Source organism: Chryseobacterium sp. (genome assembly GCF_019236175.1).
GTDB lineage: Bacteria > Bacteroidota > Bacteroidia > Flavobacteriales > Weeksellaceae > Chryseobacterium.
Genome location: NZ_JAFAJM010000002.1, coordinates 62,366 through 86,624, shown reverse-complemented (window position 1 = coordinate 86,624; position 24,259 = coordinate 62,366). Strand labels below are relative to the sequence as shown.

General features: G+C 36.2%; 22 protein-coding genes and 1 tRNA gene. 10 read left to right on the top strand and 13 right to left on the bottom strand.

Going from position 1 to position 24,259, the window contains the following annotated elements; all coding sequences use genetic code 11:
* Positions 1–74 precede the first annotated feature (74 nt).
* Positions 75–147 (bottom strand) — tRNA-Met (locus tag JO178_RS01475).
* Between the two features lie 101 nt (positions 148–248).
* Here JO178_RS01475 and JO178_RS01470 point away from each other — a divergent pair.
* The 5 genes from JO178_RS01470 (at position 249) to JO178_RS01450 (ending at position 3,622) form a co-directional block, all read left to right on the top strand.
* Positions 249–860, top strand: coding sequence for an L-threonylcarbamoyladenylate synthase (locus tag JO178_RS01470; protein ID WP_291930687.1), 612 nt, complete (start codon positions 249–251; stop codon positions 858–860).
* A 14-nt stretch (positions 861–874) separates the two neighbouring features.
* Positions 875–1,585: a CPBP family intramembrane glutamic endopeptidase gene (locus tag JO178_RS01465; RefSeq protein ID WP_291930685.1), complete on the top strand. Its 711-nt coding sequence runs from the start codon at positions 875–877 to the stop codon at positions 1,583–1,585.
* A 4-nt stretch (positions 1,586–1,589) separates the two neighbouring features.
* A complete protein-coding gene (yaaA, locus tag JO178_RS01460) occupies positions 1,590–2,348 on the top strand; it encodes a peroxide stress protein YaaA (RefSeq protein ID WP_291930682.1) in 759 nt (252 codons plus the stop codon).
* A complete protein-coding gene (gene prmC / locus JO178_RS01455) occupies positions 2,349–3,197 on the top strand; it encodes a peptide chain release factor N(5)-glutamine methyltransferase (protein ID WP_291930680.1) in 849 nt (282 codons plus the stop codon).
* A 65-nt stretch (positions 3,198–3,262) separates the two neighbouring features.
* Entirely contained in the window at positions 3,263–3,622 is a 360-nt protein-coding gene (locus JO178_RS01450) for a DUF4180 domain-containing protein (protein WP_291930678.1), read from the top strand.
* A gap of 57 nt (positions 3,623–3,679) precedes the next feature.
* Here JO178_RS01450 and JO178_RS01445 read toward each other — a convergent pair whose 3' ends face one another.
* From JO178_RS01445 to JO178_RS01415, 7 genes are all read right to left on the bottom strand, one after another.
* Complete coding sequence (locus tag JO178_RS01445) at positions 3,680–4,645, bottom strand: NAD-dependent epimerase/dehydratase family protein (RefSeq protein ID WP_291930676.1); 966 nt, start codon at positions 4,643–4,645, stop codon at positions 3,680–3,682.
* Positions 4,642–5,427 (bottom strand): SDR family NAD(P)-dependent oxidoreductase, encoded by a 786-nt coding sequence (locus JO178_RS01440; RefSeq protein WP_291930674.1) that lies wholly within the window; start codon positions 5,425–5,427, stop codon positions 4,642–4,644. The genes JO178_RS01445 and JO178_RS01440 overlap by 4 nt, the downstream gene beginning before the upstream one ends.
* Positions 5,428–5,571: 144 nt before the next feature.
* A complete protein-coding gene (locus JO178_RS01435; RefSeq protein WP_291930671.1) occupies positions 5,572–6,675 on the bottom strand; it encodes a helix-turn-helix domain-containing protein in 1,104 nt (367 codons plus the stop codon).
* Positions 6,676–6,706: 31 nt separating this feature from the next.
* The gene (locus JO178_RS01430) at positions 6,707–7,360 is read right to left on the bottom strand and encodes a rhomboid family intramembrane serine protease (protein WP_291930669.1); all 654 of its coding nucleotides are present in this window, start codon (positions 7,358–7,360) and stop codon (positions 6,707–6,709) included.
* Positions 7,361–7,365: 5 nt separating this feature from the next.
* Complete coding sequence (locus tag JO178_RS01425) at positions 7,366–9,948, bottom strand: DNA gyrase/topoisomerase IV subunit A (RefSeq protein ID WP_291930667.1); 2,583 nt, start codon at positions 9,946–9,948, stop codon at positions 7,366–7,368.
* Positions 9,949–9,954: 6 nt separating this feature from the next.
* The gene (locus JO178_RS01420) at positions 9,955–10,431 is read right to left on the bottom strand and encodes a hypothetical protein (protein ID WP_291930665.1); all 477 of its coding nucleotides are present in this window, start codon (positions 10,429–10,431) and stop codon (positions 9,955–9,957) included.
* A 27-nt stretch (positions 10,432–10,458) separates the two neighbouring features.
* Positions 10,459–12,345, bottom strand: coding sequence for a DNA topoisomerase IV subunit B (locus tag JO178_RS01415; protein ID WP_291930663.1), 1,887 nt, complete (start codon positions 12,343–12,345; stop codon positions 10,459–10,461).
* Positions 12,346–12,563: 218 nt separating this feature from the next.
* On the opposite strand from JO178_RS01415, the gene JO178_RS01410 reads away from it, so the two are divergent.
* The 3 genes from JO178_RS01410 (at position 12,564) to JO178_RS01400 (ending at position 17,667) form a co-directional block, all read left to right on the top strand.
* Complete coding sequence (locus JO178_RS01410) at positions 12,564–15,407, top strand: histidine kinase (protein ID WP_291930661.1); 2,844 nt, start codon at positions 12,564–12,566, stop codon at positions 15,405–15,407.
* The gene (locus JO178_RS01405) at positions 15,397–16,125 is read left to right on the top strand and encodes a response regulator (RefSeq protein ID WP_291930659.1); all 729 of its coding nucleotides are present in this window, start codon (positions 15,397–15,399) and stop codon (positions 16,123–16,125) included. Before JO178_RS01410 ends, JO178_RS01405 begins: the two co-directional genes overlap by 11 nt.
* Positions 16,126–16,434: 309 nt before the next feature.
* Positions 16,435–17,667 carry a T9SS type A sorting domain-containing protein gene (locus tag JO178_RS01400; protein ID WP_291930657.1) on the top strand — a complete coding sequence of 411 codons (1,233 nt, stop codon included), beginning with the start codon at positions 16,435–16,437 and terminating at the stop codon, positions 17,665–17,667.
* 70 nt (positions 17,668–17,737) lie between these two features.
* Here JO178_RS01400 and JO178_RS01395 read toward each other — a convergent pair whose 3' ends face one another.
* On the bottom strand, positions 17,738–18,271 hold the full coding sequence (locus JO178_RS01395; protein ID WP_291930655.1) for a DUF2867 domain-containing protein: 534 nt from the start codon (positions 18,269–18,271) through the stop codon (positions 17,738–17,740).
* Between the two features lie 185 nt (positions 18,272–18,456).
* Here JO178_RS01395 and JO178_RS01390 point away from each other — a divergent pair, with 185 nt between their 5' ends.
* A complete protein-coding gene (locus JO178_RS01390) occupies positions 18,457–19,605 on the top strand; it encodes a methionine aminotransferase (protein WP_291930653.1) in 1,149 nt (382 codons plus the stop codon).
* Between the two features lie 86 nt (positions 19,606–19,691).
* On the opposite strand, the gene JO178_RS01385 is transcribed toward JO178_RS01390, so the two are convergent.
* Positions 19,692–20,456: an SDR family oxidoreductase gene (locus JO178_RS01385; protein WP_291930651.1), complete on the bottom strand. Its 765-nt coding sequence runs from the start codon at positions 20,454–20,456 to the stop codon at positions 19,692–19,694.
* A 90-nt stretch (positions 20,457–20,546) separates the two neighbouring features.
* Positions 20,547–21,485, bottom strand: a complete 939-nt coding sequence (locus JO178_RS01380) for an AraC family transcriptional regulator (protein ID WP_291930649.1) — start codon at positions 21,483–21,485, stop codon at positions 20,547–20,549.
* A 141-nt stretch (positions 21,486–21,626) separates the two neighbouring features.
* On the opposite strand from JO178_RS01380, the gene JO178_RS01375 reads away from it, so the two are divergent.
* Positions 21,627–21,788, top strand: coding sequence for a bacteriocin (locus tag JO178_RS01375; RefSeq protein ID WP_291930647.1), 162 nt, complete (start codon positions 21,627–21,629; stop codon positions 21,786–21,788).
* A 105-nt stretch (positions 21,789–21,893) separates the two neighbouring features.
* Here JO178_RS01375 and JO178_RS01370 read toward each other — a convergent pair whose 3' ends face one another.
* Together JO178_RS01370 and ychF are read right to left on the bottom strand one after the other, a co-directional pair.
* A complete protein-coding gene (locus tag JO178_RS01370; RefSeq protein WP_291930645.1) occupies positions 21,894–22,898 on the bottom strand; it encodes a hypothetical protein in 1,005 nt (334 codons plus the stop codon).
* 159 nt (positions 22,899–23,057) lie between these two features.
* A complete protein-coding gene (gene ychF, locus JO178_RS01365) occupies positions 23,058–24,149 on the bottom strand; it encodes a redox-regulated ATPase YchF (RefSeq protein WP_291930643.1) in 1,092 nt (363 codons plus the stop codon).
* Positions 24,150–24,259: the final 110 nt, after the last annotated feature.

Here is a 24,259-nt window from a genome sequence, read left to right as displayed (position 1 = left end):
ATGAGCCCGACGAGCTACCTACTGCTCCATCCCGCGGTGTATTTTTAGAGTGCCTACCGAAAGCACTTGCTTAGTAGCGGGAACCGGACTCGAACCGATGACCTTCGGGTTATGAGCCCGACGAGCTACCTACTGCTCCATCCCGCGTTATTGGATTGCAAATGTACGACTTTTTTTTTAAAATCCTAATTTTTCTTTTAAATAAAGGACTTCTATGAAAACTATTTTATTATTTGTATCTTTGTTTTATGGCAAAAATATTGAAAATTTATCCGGATAACCCACAAGAAAATCTTGTAAATGAGGTTATTAAAACATTAAACAACGGCGGACTGATCATCTATCCTTCTGATACCATTTATGCATTAGGCTGTAATATTTTTGATATAAAAGCCATGGAAAAACTGGCTCAGTTGAAAAAAATAAAGCTTGAAAAGGCAAAATTCTCTATTATTTGTAATGATCTCAGCCATCTTTCAGACTTTACCAGACCTATTGAAACTTCAGTTTTCAGGTTTTTGAAAAGTCATTTACCGGGGCCGTTCACTTTTATTCTTGAAGCGAACAAAAGCCTGCCTTTAGCTTACAAAGGACACAAAACAATCGGGATCCGTGTTCCTGATCATCCGATTCCACAGCTTATTGTTGAAAAATTGGGGCATCCTATTGCTTCAACGTCTATTCGCGATGACGATGAAATTATCGAATATTCTACAGACCCTGAACTGATTGCTGAGAAATATGATCACCTTGTGGATATTGTGATTGATTCCGGATATGGTGATAATGTTGCCTCTACCATTGTAGATCTTACTTCAGGAGAGCCGGAAATCATTCGTCAGGGAAAAGGAACGGTTTAATTCTGGATATACGGTTGAAAAATTTTAGTCTTAACGGAAAATATTCTATAGGGATCCTGCTCACGTTTGTGCTTTTGGCCTTATTGATGTTGTATGCTTTTCCTATTATCAGTTTTTTTACGGGAATCAAAAGTAATACGACTCTTGGTTTTTATATCAGCAGAATGGTGTTATGGATGATTTTGCTTATTATATTTATCTACAATTTTGTGGTAGAAAAAGGGCCTTTTTTACTCAAAGAAGAGAAAAAATATAATGCCCTGTTCTATGCTAAAGCTGTCATCAGCTTATATCTGATTTGTATTTTAGGCAATGCCTTCCTCAATTTACTGATTCATCTGACAACCCTTGAAAGCACCAGTGATAAACTCCTTCAGTTTTCAATTTTGTTTAAAAATGATTATTTTTTAATTATTTTTACATGCTTTACCGCAGGCGTCATGGAAGAGTTGCTGATGAGGGGCTATATCCAGCCAAGGATAGAGAAAATATACAATAGTCCGATGGCCGGAGTAATCGTCTCGTCTCTTTTATTTGGAATTCTTCACAGCACCTACGGAACTATAGGCCAGGTTGTAGCCACCTCGTTTATTGGATTTATTTTTGCCTTGTTTTATAAAAAATATTCAAACATTAAAATTCTGATTATCTGCCATTTTATGATTGATTTTATCTCTCTGATGATTATGAATTCTATTGATTTTAAACACTTATCTGTATTTTAACATTATGAAAATTGTAACCTCACCTGCTAAATTAATGAATGTGGAAAATTCAACGGACCTGTTGAAATCTACAACACCAAAATTCATTGAAGAGGCAGCATTTATACAAACTTATTTGAAGGAAAAGTCTCCTAAATATCTTTCCGAATTAATGGAAATATCACCCAAGCTGGCTGATGAAAACTGGGAAAGAAATCAAAAATGGAAGTCCAGACCTACGGCAAAAGAGTCTGCTCCTGCGATGTTTGCATTTACAGGAGAAGTATACCGGGGACTGGATGCTAAGACCCTGGACAAAGAAGCGGTAGATTATCTTCAGAAAAATTACAGAATGCTTTCAGGGCTGTATGGCCTTTTAAAACCGTCTGACAAAGTAATGCTTTACAGACTTGAAATGGGCCGCCCTTTTGAGTTTGATCAGTACAAAAACCTGTATGAATTCTGGAGAGAAAAAATTACCGAACTGCTGAATACCGAAATGAAAAAAGGAGAAATCCTGCTTCATCTTGCCAGCAATGAGTATGGAAAAGTAATCGACCGAAAAAAACTTAACCATAAGGTTATTGATTTTGATTTCTATGAGCTGAGAGATGGTAAACTAAAAACTATTGTTGTGTATACCAAGCATGCAAGAGGACTTGTCGTAAGGTTTTGTGCGGAAACCAATGCGAAAACACTGGAAGATGTTAAAGCCTTCAATTACGAGGGATACAGAATCGATGAAGAAAAATCTACAGATACAAAACTCGTTTTTACAAGATAAATGACCATCTCAGCATTTAAAAAATATTTTAAAGAAACACTTTCCGGCCTTTACACTGAGCCGGAAAGTGCTTTTTTGTCTTCCATCTTTATTCATAAAATTACAGGTTTCGATCATTTTCAGCAGAGGAGACTTGCTGATCAGAAACTTTTAATCGATGATGAACAAAAACTTTACAGCCTTGTTTCGGAGCTTACAACCGGAAAGCCTTATCAGCAGATTTTAGGGGAAACTGAGTTTTACGGAATGACATTCTTTGTGGATGAAAATGTTCTTATTCCCCGTCCGGAAACGGAAGAGTTACTGGAAATAGCGATCAGAGAGATTAAACAATTAACGGAAAAAACTCAGCCTCTAAAGATACTGGATATCGGAACCGGAAGCGGAGTGATTCCTTTGGTGCTGAAAAAACATTTTCCTGAAGCTGAAGTTTCTTCTATAGATTATTCTGAAAAAGCTCTAAAAACTGCCCGGCAAAATGCAGATTTCCACAAACTGGACATCAATCTGATACATGCCGATTATCTGAATTTTGAAATCACAGAAACCTACGACATTATCATCTCAAATCCGCCTTATATAGGCATTGAAGAGGAAACTGAAATTGCTGATTCCGTGAAGGAATTTGAACCTAAAATGGCGCTCTTCTCTCCCACTTCAGACGCCCTTATTTTTTACCGAAAAATTGCAGAAGATTCGAAAAAGCACCTGAATGATAATGGATTCTTGTTTTTGGAAATTAATCAAAAATTAGGTCCTGAAACATTGGCGCTCTATCATTTTTTTTCTGATTCTCAGCTATTGAAAGATTTATCTGAAAATGACAGGTTTATTTTCGGAATAAAATAAGTGAACTGTTCTCTTTTCCTCCCTTTATAGTTTGAGTATCTTTGTTACGTAAATAAACGAAAACCATGTTAATCAAATCACATACCATCAACAATACCAAAATTGCAGAAATCATCTCAGATGATATTATCATCCGGAATGCTCAGGACGGACTGGACTTAATGGGAGATATTTATTATCAGGGCTTTGATAAAATCGTAGTGTACGAGCAGAATATCACTCCTGATTTTTTTGATCTGAAAACAAAGATAGCCGGTGAAATTCTTCAAAAATTCTCAAATTATCGCATTGCTCTGGCTATTGTAGGAGATTTCAGCAAATATGAAAGTAAGAGCATGAAGGATTTCATTTTTGAAAGTAACAAAACAAAGCAGATCAACTTTGTGGAGATTCTTGAGGAAGCGCTGGAAAATTTTTCTAAATAATCGATAAAAACAGGAACAGATTAAAGCCTGTTCCTGTCTTATTGATCAGAAGTTCACTTATTTTTGGTCTTCAAAAAAAGAAACAGCATCTTTCAATGCCTGATCTATGGATTGATATTGTATGCCTAACCGGCACACCGACTTCCGATTGGAATAATAATTATGAATCTGAAGGGCTTTCATATTAACAGAACTCAGATTCGTTTTTATATGGAGTTTTCTTGCCCTGTCTCCAATCCATCCTAAAATACTCAGTATCATATCCGGAATCGGAATCATAATTGGCTTTTGGCAGGTCGTTTCATTTATTTTTCGAAAAAATTCTCTGTAGCTCAGGTTTTCATTTGCCAGAAGATATTTTTCACCATTTTTTCCTTTTTCAATCGCCTGTACGACTCCATTGGCTACGTCTTTCACGTGTACAAAATTTTTCCCGCCTTTCGGATACCAGACCAGTTTCTTTTTCCAGACCATGAAAATAATTTTCCCTGAACTTGGCTTGCTGTCATAAGCGCCTATCATAAAAGCAGGATTCAGAATAACAACCTCAGTCTTTTGACAATGCTTCAGAAGATAGTCTTCTGCCTGCAATTTACTCTGAGCATATAAAGATTTTGTAAAGGGATAACGTTGAATATTCTTTTCGTCTCCGGGATTGTCCAGGCTTCCATAGCCTAATGTATTGGCAGAGCTTATAAACAGAAATTTCTTTACTCCACAGGTTTCTGCCTGATTGAAAAGACTTACAACACGATCATAGTTTATGGTTTTATAATCCTCATAATTCAACAGATTCTGACCCGTTTCAGCAGCAATATGAATGAAACTGTGCACTCCTTTCAGAAAAGATGAAATATCAGCAGACAGATCACCTTCAATCAGTTCGAGGTTTTCGTTCTCTTCACCCAAATACTTGCTTTTCTTACGCACCAAAGCAATAACAGAATAATCATCATTTAGTAATTTAATAACAACATGGGTTCCCAGAAGCCCTGTTGCTCCGGTGACAAAAATTTTTTTCATACTTCAATTTCTCTTTTAATGGCCTTAGTCATCAGTGGCAGTTTTATCCAAATAGGTAAAACCTTCATTATCAGCCAGCTTACAGGATTCACCATAATTACGGAATCTTTTTTAAATAGTCTCTCAATACATCGGGATGCCACTTTATCAGGATTTAAAAGTGTAAGCCTTCCCAAAAGCCCCTGTTTTTCAATTCTTTTACAGACTTCTGGATTAGTTTTCATCGCTCCCGGATTGACCACGCTTACAAAAACACTGGTCTCTTTTAATTCTTCATACAGGCCTCTGGAAAATGAATGAATGAAGGTTTTAGAAGCCGGATACACTGTTTTAAAGCCTATCGGAGAAAAAGCGGCCATACTGGAGACATTTAAAATATAGGCTCCGGATTGCCTTAAAAGATTAGGCAAAAGCTGGTGCGTAATCAGTGAAGTCGCTGCTACGTTGACCTGAAGAATAGTATTGATATAATCCGGAGAAGCTTCTGTAAATTTCTTCGTTCCTCCAATTCCGGCATTATTGATCAGAATATATATTTCAAACGAGGTATTAAGCCATTCCGTAAGCTTCATTACATTTTCATTGACTGAGAGGTCAACTTCATAATAACAGGTTTTTACCGTATATCTGTTTTCAAGTTCACGGGCAAATTCTTTCAGATTCTGATTGGGAAGACTTACCAGAATGAGATTAATTTTTCTTTTTGCCAATTGTTCGGCGAATGATTTTCCTAAACCCTGACTGGCTCCTGTAATTACCGCATACAATTCTTCGGTTTTCATACACATAAAATTTATGTGTACAAAACTATCGGTGATAGTAGGTTTTAATGTTCCGAATGATCTGAGTGAACCCATTTTAAGGTGGAAACCAAAAAGCAGCAAAAGCATGAAAATCAATCAACTAAACAAAAAAAAGGTTAACATCTATAAATCCGGACTTATTTTTCTATATTCAGAAGGGGTCTGTCCGGTCATTTTTTTGAAGGTGGTATTAAAGGAAGTCTTGGAATTGAATCCCGATTCATAAGCTATTCCTAAAATGGAAAATTTACTTTCCGGATCTTTTAATAATATTTTGGCATATTCAATTCTGTATTCGTTGACATATTGAAAAAAGTTTTTCTCAAATCCTGTATTGATTACGTAAGACAAATGATGGGTGGACACTGATAAGATCTCGGCCATTTTAATCAGATTCAGTTCGCTATCCAGATAAGGTTGCTGACTGTTCATAATCTCCTCAAGTTCCATTTTAATTTTCAATAATTCTTCATCTGAAATAAGCTTTCTTTTAATTTTTTCTTCATGAACTTCCTCATCAATAGAAATTAATTCCTGACGCTGCTTTTCTTCTATGGGATAAATCTCCTTCTGCTTCAGAGAATAGTAAGCTACCCAATAAATAACCAGCAGAAAGACCGAATTGATGAAAAAATTTAATGATTTCGGGTCATAAAAAAGATTATAAATAATGTAAATAATATTGACAATAAAAAGAACGACAATGATATACTCCAGCCAGTTCAGATCAATCTCCTCCGTATTGGAAGAAAACTGTTGGATTTTTCTTTGATGCTGTCTAATGGTAATATAAGAGACCCCCGTATACAGCAATGCCTGAGCTAAAATGAGCATAATATTCAGATATTCAAAAGGGGAAGAATACCCTAGTGAAATACCTACAAGACAAATCAGAAAGGCAATAGGAAACAGCAGGAATTTGAGATCTGTAATGGTAAATTTAAAAGAGGGATTGGTATACAATAATACGCTGAAATAAAAGAAAACGGGCGTAAAGAATTGTATAAACCGGACCAGAAACAGAGATTGAAACTCTACTTTGCCACCTGTCACTAAAAACAAGATCTCATCCAGCCAGAAAGTAGACCACAGAAAAAGGAAAATTCCAAACCAAAGGTTGGCCTTCCGGTTCACTTTCAAAGGATTGGCCAGCTTTAATAGAGAAAGCAAAACCAATGAACCATAGATAAGTATCACGATGAAACTGTTTAACTCTGATGTGTTCATTGGTTTTGATATTTTAAGTAAAAATAGTCTTTTATCCTATTCGTTTCCTTACAAATATTTCATAAGCTAAATAAATTAAAGGAAGTGACATAATACCTATATAAAGGCCGTTATGCATAGCACTTTCCGGTGCATTGACCACAGCATAAACCAGCCCCAGAAATGCACCTCCTAAATGAGCTGCATGGCCAATATTATCATGCGGTCTGGGGTTAAGCATCATATATACTGAATATCCGAAATATACCAGCCCAAAAATATAACCGGGAATGGCGATCGGAATAAAGAACATATAAATACCGATATCCGGCATCAGCGCTATAGAGGCAAAAAGAATTCCTGAAACTCCTCCACTAGCTCCTACAGCAGAATACCATGGCTGTTTTTGGTAGATATACAATGAAAGGAAATTCCCTAATAATATCGCGCCCAGATAGACAATAATAAATCCTATATTTCCAAACCCCTGCATAACAATGGGTGCAAAGAAATACAAAGTCAGCATATTAAATACCAGGTGCATAATATCAGCATGTAAAAAGCCTGATGAAAGCAGACGTATATATTCTTTTCTATGGAGAATCGCTCCTACATTGAATTTATATTTTTCAGTAATAGCAGGATTATTAAAAGCGACAAAGCTTATAATAGCTGTTATTGCGATACATAATATTACAATATTCATGTTTTTTAATTTTCAGATTCATCACTCTGGAACAGATCACCTATAATCCCTCCGTCTTCATCGGTTTCACCTGTGTGTTCCGGTTCTTCATATACCTCCGGTTCTTCTTCTATAAGTTCAGGAATTGTAATATTAATGGCTTTTACTTTAAATTTTGTAAATTGATTTCCGATGGCCTTAATTCCTTTTACAGTAATGAACTCATCAATATTTATGGTTTCAGAATCACGTTCTTTTCCTTTATCTTTAGCAAAAATAATTTCAGCCGTTGCATCGTTCGCTACAATTACATTTTCAATAAATGATTTAGGATGTTCAGATGGCATGAAAGTCTGTAAATTGACCGTATTTTCCAGTAAGAACCTTTTGATAAAGTAGATATCTTTGTCTCCGTCGTAGTAAATACAGGTGATGGGTTGTTCAGGTTTCCATTTTTCCAGCACCAGATATTCGTCATCAAAACGATTACCCAGATCAAAGGAAACAAGCTTTACTTCACCATTGGTATTGATTGTCAGTATTTTATCATCTCCTTTAAAATTCCCCAGTAATGTACCTCTTGCATCAGCATTGAGTCTTCTTATCGTATCGTCGAACCAGATTTTCCTCGGAGCCAGCGTAGATACTCCTTCTTCCTTCATATCTACTTTTTTAACAGCATATTTGGTTACCAGATTTCCTTTAGAATCACGTCCTTTAATGGCCAGTTCGGAGAAATTGATATCCATTTTATTTTTTCTGATTCTAGGGTTTGGTTTTAAAAGCACAGTTACCGTTTCTGCTTCACCGTTTGGATTGGCTGAAAAATATAAGGTTTCAGAACCTTTTTTATCCGAAGCCAGCGGATAATCTGTATTTCGTGTTACCCCGGTTACCGAAAAACGTTTCATATAATAGGGTCCTTCTCTGCCTTCGCGATAAATCATATTATAGACCGTTCTTTTATCGTTTTTCTTCCAGACTGCAACGTGAAGAATATCTTTTCCGATAAATGTTTTGGCTTCTACTTTCACCACTTTCATACTTCCGTCTTTTCTGAAAGTAATGATATCATCTATATCTGAACAGTCGAACATATACTGATCTTTTTTCAGTGATGTTCCTATGAAACCTTCTTCAAAATTGGCATAGAATTTCTCATTCGCTACCGCAACTTTTGTGGCATCAATAGTATCGAAGATTCTAAGTTCGGTTTTTCTCTGTTTGTCTTTCCCGTATTTTTTCTGAATATTTAAGTAATAATCAATGGCATAGGCAATAAGATTAGCCAGATTATATTTTACCTGCTCTATTTTACCTTCAAGGGCTGCGATGTTTTCTTTAAATTTATCTAAATCGAACCTTGAGATTCTCTTGATTCTGATTTCTGTTAATTTTAAGATATCTTCTTCGGTTACAGCTCTTAAAAGATGTTTGGTATGTGGTTTTAATCCTTTATCTATTGTTTTTAATACGTCTTCCCAGGTTTTCACCTCTTCGATATCGTGATAGATTCTGTTTTCGATGAAAATTCTTTCCAGTGAAGAGAAATGCCAGCTTTCCTGAAGTTCATGAAGTTCAATCTCAAGTTCTTTTTTCAGCAGTGAAACAGTATGATCCGTATTCATTTTCAGAATTTCGGAAACATTCATAAACATAGGTTTATCTCCTACGATGACACAGGCATTAGGTGAAATGGTAACCTGACAATCGGTAAATGCATACAGGGCGTCAATTGTTTTATCCGGCGAAACATCATTGTGAATATGGATCAGGATCTCTACTTTATCCGAAGTATTATCTTCAATTTTTTTGATCTTGATTTTTCCTTTTTCGTTAGCTTTCAGGATAGAATCAATCAGGTCACTGGTGGTTTTGGAATACGGAAGCTCAGAAATCACCAGCAAATGTTTATCGGTCTGGGTAATTCTAGCTCTGGCTCTTACTTTCCCGCCTCTGTGTCCGTCATTATATTCAGAAACATCCAGATAACCTGCTGTTAAAAAGTCCGGAAACAGTTCAAATTTCTTTCCTTTTAAATAGGCTACGGATGCATTAATCAGCTCGTTGAAGTTATGTGGGAGTATTTTCGTAGAAAGTCCCACCCCGATTCCTTCTACTCCCTGAGCGAGCAGCAATGGAAACTTTACGGGAAGATCTACCGGTTCATTATTTCTTCCGTCGTAGGATTTTGTCCATTCTGTTGTTTTAGGATTAAAGACTACTTCCAATGCGAAAGGTGTCAGTCTTGCCTCAATATATCTTGCTGCCGCAGCGGAATCTCCCGTATAGATATTTCCCCAGTTTCCCTGAGTATCTATCAGCAATTCTTTCTGCCCGATCTGTACCATGGCATCTGTAATGGAAGCATCACCATGCGGGTGATATTTCATGGTATTTCCCACGATATTGGCGACCTTATTGTAACGCCCGTCCTCCAGTTCTCTCATGGAGTGCATGATTCTTCGTTGAACGGGTTTTAGACCGTCATATACCGAAGGGATAGCTCTATCCAGAATTACATAGGAAGCATAATCCAGAAACCAGTCTTTATAAAGACCGGAAACTTTCTTTAAGCTTTCACCCTCATGCGAATATTCTTCTGTCATCTGTTGTTAATCTTTTTTCTCTTTATTAGCTTTTACTACTTTATTCAGAGAGAGTTTTAAATCGTTTACTTCTTTTCGGCTCAGATAAGAAATCTGATATTTCAGTACGGTAGAACCGCTATTTTTACTTGAAACGGTAATGTATAGTCTTTTAATAAAGAATATAGTAATTACATCATATTTTATCAGTTTATATTTTGGGAACTCATCATAGAGCGGCTTATTTAAAAAGGGAATAATATTCCTGTTTTTAAAATTCAGAGCTTCTCCGTCACTGTCATACTCAAAAATCTGGCGTCCGTTAAGATGAAATAGGATCAACATCAGAGCGGGAACAATAATCATCAAAGAACTTTCATTTTTCAGCGCATGAAATCGGTATTCATTTGCCAGAAAACCTCCAGTTCCCAATAACAGGAGCATGAACAACAATGTATTGATTGTGTTATAAACTGGTGCTTTATTACGGTTACTTAATCTCATTTAATTTTTTGTGTTATGATTTGGTTATCAGTCATTTATTTCATCTGCAATTTCTTTTTTATCAATAGCTGTATCATCTTCCACCACCAGGTTTTCAAGAATAAATATTTGTCGGTCCGGTGTATTTTTTCCCATATAAAATTCCAGAAGCTGGTCTATAGTCTGGTCTTTCCCTATAACTACAGGCTCCAGGCGAATGTCTTTCCCGATAAAATGTTTAAACTCATCAGGTGAAATCTCTCCTAATCCCTTAAATCGGGTAATCTCAGGATTCTTTCCAAGCTCATTCAGTGCTTTTACTCTTTCCGCTTCTGAATAACAATACCTTGTCTCTTTCTTGTTTCTAACTCTGAATAGTGGAGTCTGAAGAATATAAAGGTGTCCGTTTTTGATCAGATCAGGGAAGAATTGCAGGAAAAATGTGATCATTAATAGACGGATGTGCATCCCGTCGACATCGGCATCGGTTGCAATAATCACTTGGTTATATCTCAGATCTTCTAAGCTTTCTTCAATATTTAAAGCAGCCTGAAGTAAATTGAACTCTTCATTTTCATAGACTACTTTTTTGGTAAGACCATAGCAGTTTAAGGGTTTTCCTTTCAATGAGAAAACAGCCTGTGTTTCCACATCCCTGGATTTTGTAATCGATCCTGATGCAGAATCTCCCTCGGTAATGAAAATTTGTGTATCTCCTTTTCTTTCGGCTTTCTGATCATTATAATGCTGCCTGCAGTCACGAAGTTTTTTATTATGAAGAGATACTTTTTTTGCTCTTTCTCTTGCCAGTTTCTGAATTCCCGAAAGCTCTTTTCTTTCTCTTTCGGAAATTAGAATTTTTCTCTGGATTGCTTCAGCGATTTCCGGATTCTTATGCAGGAAATTATCCAGTTTACTTTTTAAGAAATCAATGATAAAAGTTCTTACGGTAGGTCCGTTAGGTCCCATATCATTAGACCCCAATTTTGTTTTCGTCTGAGATTCAAAGACTGGTTCTTCTACATTGATTGAAATAGCGGCTATGATAGACTTTCTGATATCGGAAGCATCAAAATTCTTATTAAAAAACTCACGGATTGTTTTCACATAGGCTTCACGGAATGCATTAAGATGCGTCCCTCCCTGAGTTGTATTTTGTCCGTTTACAAATGAGAAATAAGTTTCCATCTGAGACTTATCAGAATGGGTAATGGCCACTTCAATGTCATTATCTTTCAAATGAACGATCGGATAAAGAATATCATTTTCCAGTTCTTCTTCCAAAAGGTCTTTCAACCCGTTTTCAGAGAAATAGGTTTCCCCGTTGAACAGGATTTTTAACCCGGGGTTCAGATAAGCATAATTGCGGAGCATTCTCTCGATATATTCCTTTCTGTATTTAAAATGCAGGAATATTTCCCCGTCAGGAATGAAGGAAATTTCAGTACCGTTTCTATCCGAAGTCTCCTTTTCATCAAAGTTTTCTTTGATAAGACCACGGGAGAACTCAGCAGCTTTCATCTTTCCGTCGCGGAAAGAGCGTACTCTGAAATAATCTGAGAGGGCATTTACAGCTTTTGTACCGACCCCGTTCAGTCCGACAGATTTCTTGAACGCCTTACTATCGTATTTACCACCGGTATTCATTTTGGAGACGGCGTCTACTACCTTTCCTAAAGGTATTCCACGACCAAAGTCACGAATGGTAACTTTGCCATCGTCCAGTTTTATTTCAATTCTTTTACCGGATTTCATCCTGAACTCATCGATCGAGTTATCCAGGATTTCTTTAAGCAGAATATAAATACCATCATCAGCAGAGGACCCGTCACCAAGCTTCCCGATGTACATACCGGGGCGCAGACGGATGTGTTCCTGCCAATCTAGGGTTCTGATATTATCTTCGGAGTAGGTTGGATTTATTTCTTGTGACATATATGATTTCAGCAAACATACAAAAGTACGAAATTGTACAAAATTATCCGAATTTAAGGAATCATTTTTTGCAATATTCCATAACATATATTGCATGATTATCGGGCAAACTTTATATTTATAAAATTATTCGAAGGAATGTGAAATATAAATATATTATTCTTCTATTTTCATTAATAATATTTTTCTCTTCTTCTCTTATAGCCCAAATTCCAGGATTGATCAACTATAGCGAAGAAGAAGGGTTAAACACGTCCTATACTTATCGGCTAAGACAGGATAAGGACGGCTTTATCTGGATTGGAAGTGACAATGGCCTATTCCGTTTTGACGGAAAAGAATTTAAGCAATACGGCAAAAAAGACGGCCTAAAAAATATAGATGTTTTATCCTGTGAACCCCTTCCCAATGGTGAACTTCTTATTATCTCTTTTCTGAATGATTTTGCCAGTCTGAAACATGGAAAAGTAATCAATTCGGATCAGAACCGGGAGCTGCAAAAGCTTCATTTTGAACACAATCCGCTTATTTCCGGCACAAAAGAAACTCTTTATCTCTGCAATGTTATTAATCCTAAAAATATTTTTCTTTATAACAATGGTAAAATAAAAAATCTGCTGCTGAATCATACTTCTAACAAAACATCAGCTAAGATTCAGACCATCGGGATGGACACCAATAAAAATATCCTTTACATAAAGAATGAAAAAAATGAAATTGAAGCTTATAATTTTATAACCCGAAAAAAAATAAACTGTCATATTTCATTAGGAAAGTCTGATATTACTTATAAAAAAGACAATTTTCTCATCAACAAACATCATAATAAAATTGACGTTTATAAAATTGAGCATACTTCTCGGTTTACTAAAATACATACTTTTTATATCCGTGAGGATATTCATCAGATTATCGTAGATAAAAATAATAAACTCTGGCTTTGTCTTGACAAAGGGGGTGTCCTCTATTTTGACCAGCCTCTCTCTATCGAAAAGCACCTGACTTCTCCCCTACGATTTCTTGAAGATTATATTATTAATGATATTCTGGTTGACACAGACAATAATGTCTGGTTTTCTACCAGGAATAATGGAATCTTTTTTATCACAAATTCATTTTTAAAAAATTACATCAGCCTGCCTCTTCGCAACAACACAGCATTTATCACGGCCATCACAGCCAGTAAACAGGATATTATTCTGGGATATAACAAGTCTGAAAGCGGAATTTTTCACGCCAACACCATTACCGATATTTCCCTGGAGCCCAATAAGAAAACCGAACACAAGGCTATATTCGCAAAAAATAACCTGATCATATTCGGACTGACCAAAAGCATTTTCAAATACGATCTCATCACCGGAAAAAAGAAACTTTTAAAACCCTATGGCCTGAAAAACATTTTACCTTATTCTGGCGACTCCTTATTACTTTGTGCTTCAAATGGATTAATTGTCTATAATTTTATTAAAGATTCGTACTCAGACTATTTATCTGATGAAAGAGTTTATACTGCATTACCATATCATAAAGACAGTTTGTTTGTGGGAAATTTCAAAGATTTGTATAAATTTAATATCAACACTAAAACTAAGACCTTATTCCTGGAAGGATATTACTTTAAGGACATACAGCGTTTGAGATCAAATCTGTATGCTGCCGGTACCAACCTCAACGGGATTATTCTTTTCAACAATAAAAAAGTACTGAGAAAAATTACTGAGAAAGACGGACTTCTTTCCGGACAGGTAAAAAAAATCACCGTCGAAAATGAGAATGTTTTCTGGGCAAGTACCAATTCAGGTATCAACAGGATTGAGCTTAAAGAGAACAGGATTTTTATCAGCAGCTTTACACAGACAGATGGTCTTCCTTCCAATGTAGTAGCCGGATGTGTGATAAGAAAGGATACGCTCTACGCCGGAACTTCAAAAGGCCTTGCTATTTTACCTATTAACAAATTACTTTCGCAACAAAAATTCATCAACAAAAAAGTCATTATCAACTCTGTGTTAATAGGAGATAAAGAATATTTTGAGCCTGATCAGAATTTGGTCGGGCTTTCTTCCAATAATGAAGAAGTTATTGTCAGGTTGAGCTTTCCTGACTATTCTTCACAGGGAAAAATAAGCTACAAATATAGAATTGCCGGTCTTATCGACAATTGGCAAATAAGTAATTCTTCTTCAATTATTCTGAATGCGGTACCTCCCGGTAAATATACTTTACAGATTTTCGGATTGGGATACAACGGTAAACAGTCGGATACCTCAACGGATGTGATATTTGAAATACAGCCCCGTTTCTGGCAGACATGGTGGTTCAGGCTTTTATTATCCGTTTTGGGAATATCCGTTATTCTCACCGGTCTGAATATATACTTTCAAAAAAAACGAAATAAAAAACTTGAAACGCTTTATTACGAAAAAAAAATCGCCGAGCTGGAACTACAGGCTATCAAAGCACAGATTAACCCACATTTCATCTACAACTGCCTAAATTCCATCCAGTTTTTGCTCTATAAAAAGAATTATTCAGAAACAGAAAACTATCTGGATATCTTTTCTCAAATGATCAGAAAAACCCTCTATTATTCTGAGAAGACTTTTATGCCGATTAAAGATGAAATAGAATACCTGTCGCTCTATCTGAAAATGGAAAAATTACGCCTTAAAGATCAGTTTAGCTATCAGATCACAGCGTCTGAAGCAGTAAATAATAAATGGACAATTCCTTCCTTACTTATACAGCCTTTTGTAGAAAATGCAATAAAGCACGGAATTTCCGGTCTGAAAAACAGAAAGGGAAAGGTTGATATATCATTTGAATACCATGCTCCTTATCTCTGTATTACCATTACCGATAACGGCATAGGCATAGGGAGCAATTCTGAGTCTTTAAAAAAAGATGATTCTTTTGGTGTAAAACTATCGAAGAAAAGAATTGAGACGTTCAGACAGCTTTTCGAAGTTGATATTATTCTGGAAATAGAAGATCTAAAGGAGAAGCAATCACTCTCAGGAACACAAATTAAACTATACATACCGCCCCATGAAAACTAAAATACAAGCCGCCATCATTGATGACGAACAAGACGGAAGAGACTATATTGCTCTTTTATTACGAAACGAGTTCCCGGATATTCAGGAATCTTTTCAGGCTTCAAGTGTAGAAGAGGCCTATCTTAGTCTGGTAAAGAATGCCCCGGATATTTTATTCCTCGATGTACAGCTAAAAGACGGCACCGCCTTTGACCTGCTTTCCAAGTTCAAGGAGATCAATTCTTTGATTATTTTTATTACGGCTTTTGAGCACTTTGCCATTCAGGCTATAAAAAATGGAGCCACAGATTATCTTCTAAAGCCTATCAAAAGGATTGATTTTATTATTGCAGTCCGTAAAGCGCTGGATACCCACCGAAAGCACCGGCTTTCTTCAACAGTTTCTTATCAGAATAAAATCAGTCTTCCTACTTTACAGGGTTTTAAATTAACTGACATCGACAGTATTGTACGTTGTGAAGCAGATTCAAGCTATACTACGTTTTATATGAATGATAAATCCAAAATCATAGTATCCAGAACATTGCATGAGTTCGAAGAATTACTTTCCGATCATAATTTTTTCAGAATTCACCACAAACATCTTATTAATCTGAGCCATTTAAAAGAATACATTAAGGGAAAAGGCGGCCAGGTAATCATGACGGATCATTCTGTATTGGATGTCTCAGTTCGTAAAAAGAATGATTTTTTACACAAAATAGGCTATCTGGAGTAAATATTTCTACAGCAATTCACAATTACAGGGAAAACACGCTCACTTACTGATTAAATATTCACAGTTATCAATTCATAGCTGTGTGATATTTTATATCCTGATACTTTTATGAACAATAAAACTATGATCATGAAAGCTACAATAATTCTTTCTCATCGTGTTGTTTCGTCAACATTCTCTTTCCATATAATTCTGCACCCGTAAAAGCTGGTTTTTTATTGCATTGAAATCTCTGAAACATCAGCGCATCACTCAATATTAATTTTTAAAGTTTTTATTGGTTTTTGATTTATAAAATCAATATTCGTTATGATAAGAATATACATTTTAACCATCAGCTTCATTCTCAGTTGTTTGATACCACTGAATGCCCAGAGCCCGTGTTCTGATTTTAATGACGCTACAAACCCGGCCGGTAACTGGACCCCCTCACCGTATCCTAACGGAAACGTAAGTGTGGGATTTGGCGCTCCCAATGTTTTTGACGGTTCTCAGTACCTGATACTGAAAGACCGGTCAGGAGGGTCATGGTATGAAAACAGTGTTGATTTCAGAAGTCTTGGAAAAAAATTTATGGGACAATGTATTTATTTTGATTTTTATCTTGAAAATGACAGTGGATACGGAGCTCCTTTTCACCCTTACATTACTCTTTCAGACGGAACAAACAGTACATCATTTGTTGCCAATGTAGCGGTAACTCCCGGAAGCGGATGGGTACGGGTCAAAGCTCCTATTCAGCTCTCAAGCGGAGGTCTGCTTCCAAGCAATTCGGAAGGTTCGTGGACGATGACTACAGTAAATACAGCCGTATTTGATAACATCATAATGAATACCACAACAATTTCAATAACTCCCGATCTGACGTCGACACAACAGGAAGTAATGTATTTTGACAATATTTGTGTAAAGCCGTGTGAAAGCTGTACAGCAGATTTTACTCTAGATACTTCATTCAGCACATCCACGAATGCTGTTTCTGTTAAACTAACATTAACCAACCCTATTCTTATTTCAACTCCCGGCAATCCTGGTCCTACCTACACCATAGATTGGGGAGACGGTACCTCATCACCTTATATTTACCCAACGGTACCTCATAATTATCCGAACGCAGGAAGTTATACGGTATGTGTCACTGAAAGACAGGGGAAACTCATTAAATGTACAAAATGTTTTACCTTCTGTTACAAAGCGCCGACTACACCTACAGGAACTGTTTCCAACACCCGGTCACCTTTTACTGAGGTTCAGATGATTGCAAAAAAAGAACTCCAGACAGGGGAGCAGAAAGATTTTTCTCTGGTTCCCAACCCTGCCAAAAGTTATGTAGATGTGCAAACAGATTTTTCAAAAAAAGAACTGGTTACTGTCCGGATTATTGATACATTCGGCAAAGTACTTCTTGAAAAGTCTGAAAATTTGGAAAGCGGACGCCAGATCATTAAACTGAGTACGGAAAGACTTCTACAGGGTACTTATGTTGTTGAACTAAAATCCAATGACAAAACAAGTTCCCAAAAGTTACTGATTTCAAAATAACCCCTGTAATTATATAAGAAATAAATGCTGCCCGTATGAGGCAGCATTTTCCATATTTGTTTTTAAGGTTTTATTTTCCTATTTCTCCTGCTATATTTTTTAGCAAAGCCGGAACAATGAGTTTATGAAAAGGACGTACCGGTAAGAAATACAGCACACCTAACCAATTATGGTATTTTACTGTAGTAGAAATCGTCAGTGAATGATGATCCGGAAGGTTTTGGTGTCCATTAAACAAAAGTGAAATCCTAAAATCCAGATGTTTATCATCTTCACCCAGAATAATTTCATTTTCTGTCTTATCAAATACTTTAAAAAGTCCTACCCGCTCCCCTACTTCACAGGTAAAATGTTCTGCGTCCTTTAATTGATCTGTTTCTGATCCTGTTTTTAGCCCTAGAAGCCCAACTACTTTATTTCGGAAAGCAAACATTTTCTTTCCCCATTTCGGACCGCTGGTAAAAAAAGCCTTTCCAATTTCCGCAATGTCTATCTTCCGGTGACAGTCCGGCAGATCTCCTACAAAGCTGTCTATGTAGTCAAAATCATTTTTCCCTTTAAACAATACTGATGTTGCAGGAAACTCGGTCTTTTTTATTTTCATGTATTTGGTATTTGGTTATCTTTATAACAAATGTAAGTATCTTTCTGCGGATTCAAAAGAGAAAATTAAACAAATGTTTATTTAAATTTAAAGATGGAAAATATGTTTTTTCAAAAATAAAATTTCCGATAGCATCTGACTGTTTTAAATAATTTATTAAATTCGGGTTCAATAAAATCGGTTTTATGATACAACTTCCATTATCAAAGCTTTCGAATGTAGGAACTACTATTTTCAGCCAAATGACGCAACTGGCCAACGAGAATGAGGCAATCAATTTATCCCAGGGCTTTCCTGACTTCATGCCTGATATGGAACTTCTGAATCAGGTTGATCATTTTATTAAGAAAGGATTTAATCAATATGCACCGCTGGGTGGCATGATCGGATTAAAAGAAGAAATCGTGCGCAAAATTGAAAATAGTCATCAGGCAGTCTATCATCCGGATGCTGAAATAACAGTGACCGCAGGTGGTACACAGGCTATTTTTACGGCTATTGCTTCTTTTATCAGGAAAGAGGATGAAGTCATTATTTTTGAACCTGCTTATGATTGCTATGAACCCACAGTAGAACTTTTCGGAGGCATCGTAAAACGTTTTGAAATGAAAGCACCTGACTATGAAATTAACTGGAGCGCCGTAAAAACACTGATCAGCGATAAAACCAAAATGATCATTCTTAATAACCCTAATAATCCGTCAGGCAAAATATTAAAAGAGAAAGACATGCAGGCACTTATTGAACTGGTAAGAGGAACTTCTATTCTTATTCTAAGTGATGAAGTCTATGAAAACATTGTTTTTGACGGTAAACAGCACTTAAGCATCTGCAAATATCCTGAACTTAAAGAAAGAAGTCTTCTCATCGCTTCTTTTGGAAAACTTTTCCATGTTACTGGCTGGAAGGTAGGCTATTGTGCTGCACCTAAAAACCTGACCGATGAATTCAGAAAAGTTCATCAGTTTAATGTTTTCTGCGTAAATACACCTATTCAGCTTGCTTTGGCAGAATATATGAAAAACGAAGAGCATTACACTCACCTGAACCAGTTTTTTCAGGAAAAAAGAGATTTTCTGAGAAACGGACTGGCCGGAACATCTTTTGAACTGCTGGATTGCGAAGGTACCTATTTCCAGGCGGTCAGATATGATAAAATTTCAGATAAAAACGATTTTGATTTTGCCACTGAGCTCACTGTTCAGCATAAAGTTGCAAGCGTTCCTTTTTCATCTTTCTATAAGAATAAAGTGAATGAACATGTGATCAGGCTATGTTTTGCTAAAAAACAGGAAACATTAGAAAAAGCTATTGAAAGCCTTTCAAAAATTTAATCATTTGGGCTAGTTTACCTATATAAAAAGCCAGCCGGAAAGGCTGGTTTTTTATTTCAATAAATTTCAAAACAGGACGGTAAAAGTTATAAAAACATTCCTCCTGAAACTTCAATTCTCTGTCCGTTGATCCACCCTGCATCTTCAGTACACAGAAAAGCAACTACTCCGCCAATATCATCAGGAAGTCCTACTCTGCCCAGTGCTGTAGCATTGGCAACAATGGTGTTGATTTCTTTATTATCCCTTACTCTTCCGCCTCCGAAATCTGTCTCAATAGCTCCCGGCGCTACGACATTGGCTTTAATTTTTCTTGCGCCTAATTCTTTTGCCATATACTTCGTCAGCATTTCCACGCCTGCTTTTATAGAGCCATAGACAGATGATCCGGGTGTTGCAAACCTTGCCAGACCTGAAGAGATATTGATAATTCCCCCTCCGTCATTCATAAATGGCAATAATTTCTGAGTCAGAAAAAACACTCCTTTAAAATGAATATCTACCATATCATCCAGCTGTTCTTCCGTCACTTCTGTAATAGGAGAATATAAAGCTGTACCGGCGTTATTGATAAGAAAGTCAATATTGGAGCTTCCGGTATTCTGTTTCAGGTGATCCGTTACTTCTCTCACGAAATGATCAAAACTTCTGGTATCTTTTGTATCCAGTTGAAAAGCAACAGCGTTTCTTCCAATAGCTTTGATTTCGTTAACTACTGCCTCAGCTTCCTCTTTATTACTTCTGTAAGTGATGATTACATCCAATCCTTTCTGAGCAATTTTAAGTGCTGAATTTTTCCCAAGTCCGCGGCTTCCACCGGTGACTAATGCAATATTTGTTTTTGTGTCCATTTTTATTTTGATTATTTTGATGGTACAAAGTTGGGCAAATTCCGGATTGAAGATGTTGCTTCAATCAATCTGAAATTTGCAAAATTCAAATCAGGAACGAAACTCCAGCGGAGTAAAAGAGGTTTTCCTTTTAAAGAAATTTGAAAAATGGGCTATTTCCTCAAAACCCAATGCATAAGAAATCTCGGAAACATTCCATCTGGTCTGTCTTAAAAGAATTTTAGCTTCCTGAATAATACGGTCTGCAATAAACTCTGTCGTTGTTTTTCCAGTGCTTTCTTTTAATTTTTTATTCAGATAATTCACGTGAACCGCCAGTCTGTCTGCATAATCTTTCGCTGCTTTCATCTCCAGTCTGTGTTCGGAAGATTCTACAGGAAACTGCCTTTCAAGCAGTTCAATAAACAGAGAAACCACCCGCATTGAAGCATCATTAGACGCCGATATTTTGGTAGCAGGCTGGAGCTTCTGACCGTAGTGAATCAGCTCTAATACATAATTTCGGATCAGATCATATTTATAAATGTAATCTGAAGCAATTTCTTTTTTTATTTTGTTAAAAAGCATTTCAATTTCAGTAGCCAGCTCGTCTTCAATCTCAAATACAGGCACTCCGCCAGGCTGAAATATAGGCAGATCTTCCAGACTGTTATAAGACTTTTCTTTCATAAAGAAGTCTTCGGTAAATACACAAAAACTTCCGGACTGATCGGGAGATTCAGGAATCCAGTGATAAGGAACCTTAGGCGTTGCAAACAACAGCGCATTCTTTTCTATTGAAATCACCTTATCTGCATATTCTGCTCTGTTTTTACCTCTTATAATGCTTATCTTATAATACTTTCTCCTGTTATAAGGCATTTCGGAGGTCATTTTCACCTTTTCAATAGTTTGCGCTATATCAAAAACATTAAAATGTCCGATATCTTTATGAAGACCTTTAGGAAAAATACTTTCAAGATCTTTTCCCAGCTTTGCCGCCATTTCTTTATAAAAATCTTCCAGAGAAGTATGAGCGATCTTTTCCATAGCAGGTAATTTGTAAAATTCAAATATACAAAGTTAAATATACTTTAAAATAAAATATTCATTCATTTTTTTCCAGACAAAGTGATATATTAAGAATATATTTAACTAACTTAGTTTCAGATAACTATAAAAAACAATTCTATGAAAAATCAACATTTAAACCACGGAAAAAAGTTAAACAAAAAAGAACTAAGAGTGATTACCGGCGGAAAAGAAATGTGCTGGCTTCCTAACTTACAATGCAGCAAAATTTCTTTTAGCTGTGCGGAACTGCAATGTCAGCCTATTCTTGAGATGGCATAATCAGAAATTATTAAACATGTATTTTCCGCCTAGGAAATATAAAAAAATCGTTTCCTGTCGGGAAGCGATTTTTTTATTATCTATCTTTCTTATCATCTGTAAAAATTAGCTGACAGTACTTCCGATAGTTTGCAGAATCCATTTACCGTTCTCATATTCTGCAGAATAATCAGTTGTAAAACCATTACCTGCTTTATACATGTAAAAAAGAACCGGGTTTTTATCATCTCTCTGGATTTTGGAAATAATTTCATCCGTTACATCGGTTATTCGGGTATAATAAGTCTGCTTAGTTTTGTTTTCAGGTATAAACAAAACCCTGAGCTCAGGATTGATCTGATGAAAATAATCACAATCAGTCTGATAAACCTGAAACGTATAATTCAACTTTTCCATATTTACGGTTCCATAGTTTGGCAGTAACAATTCATAAAGCTGCGAGAACTTATTTTTTTCAGATTTAAACATAGGGTTCATATCTTCAAAGTCGTTTATTCCATCACCATCTGTATCTTTATTGTCAGGATTTAAGCCAAAACTTTTTTCAAAAATATCATTATATCCATCGCTATCGGAATCTTTTATCAATTCTTTTACACTAATTTTAAACCGTTTCCCATCTTCCACCGCAGAATAATCATCATAACCCGGAAGTCCGGCCACCTTTATAATTTTCACAAGACTTCCTTCAAACTGAAGAAATCCGTCTTTTATAAGAGGACTCTTCTGCACTTGATTGATATAATAATGGCTGAAGCTTAATCCAAGAAAATAAGCGGCAGGTTTATCATTTTCAATAGTAAGAAGCCAGAATCCTAATCTGTTTCTCCCTAAGGCATAAAGAATATTTCCGATCATCTGTTGGGAATAAAACAAAAACTGATCTGAAAATTGATCCTGCAGCATTTTAAATTCCCGATCCTGCCTTGCCCCAATATTTTCTGGCTCCTTAGAATCAGAAAAATGCGCTTCTACACTGTCTTTTTTGAAATTTCGATATTTTTTGAGATTTTCAATTTCAAGGTAACCCGGCTTTTCATCCAGTATTTGCTCTACGGTAAAGGGCTTTTGTTTTTTATAGTCGCCGAATATCTGATCATCACGATTCATAAAGCATTTTTTTTCGATCGGTGATGAGCAGGAAAAAAATAAATACAGGCCTGCAAAATATAAAATTCTCATGATACAAGTTTGGCATAAGAATGCAAAAAACGCTCCCAAATACATGGAAACGTTTTTTATTACAAACTAACTTTAATATTTTATTTTTTACACGTTAAATCTGAAGTGCATAATGTCTCCATCCTGAACGATATATTCTTTACCTTCTACAGAAAGTTTTCCGGCTTCTTTTATTTTTACTTCAGATCCGTAAGTGATATAATCATTATACTTAATAACTTCCGCACGGATAAATCCTTTTTCAAAATCAGTGTGAATCACCCCTGCAGCCTGAGGAGCTGTCCATCCCTGTCCGATAGTCCATGCTCTTACTTCTTTTACTCCTGCAGTAAAATACGTTTGAAGTTTTAATAAGTCGTAGGCTTTTCTGATCAGACGGTTTACTCCCGGCTCAGTAAGGCCTAGCTCATCAAGGAAAATTTCTCTTTCTTCAAAAGTTTCAAGTTCATTGATATCAGCTTCAATCTGAGCAGCTAAAACAACTACTTCAGCTCCTTCATTTTTAGCCATATCTTCGATTTTACCAATCCAGTCATTTCCGTTTTTGATAGAGTTTTCATCTACATTACACACGTACAGTACGGGCTTATTGGTTAGAAGCTGAACTTCTCCAATAATAGATTTTGCAAAATCATCTACAGCAAATTCTCTTGCATTCTTTCCATCCTCAAGAAATTTCTGTAAGTTTTGAAGCGTTTCATAAGTAAGAATATCTTCCTTCTTTCCGGACTTAATGAATTTTTTAGCTTTTTCTACTGCTTTTCCAACCGTTTCAAGATCTTTCAGCTGTAATTCGATATCAATAATTTCCTTATCTCTTAACGGATCTACGGAACCTTCAACGTGAACAATATTTCCGTTATCAAAACATCTTAAAACGTGGATAATCGCTTCACACTCACGGATATTAGCCAGGAACTGATTCCCTAACCCTTCTCCCTTACTGGCTCCTTTTACAAGACCTGCAATATCAACGATTTCAACTACAGCTGGCAATACTCTCTCTGGTTTCACAATTTTTTCCAGTTCAAACAATCTTTGATCCGGTACAGAAACCGTTCCAAGGTTCGGTTCAATCGTACAGAAAGGATAATTGGCTGACTGAGCTTTTGCATTACTCAAACAGTTAAAAAGAGTTGATTTACCTACATTCGGCAGGCCTACGATTCCACATTTCATATTGTAAAATTCAAAGTTTAAGGTTTAAGGGTAGCTCAAGGTTTCTGCAACTTTAACTATTGAACCTGAAACCTTGAATTACGAGTGTGCAAAGATAGTGATTTTTGAGA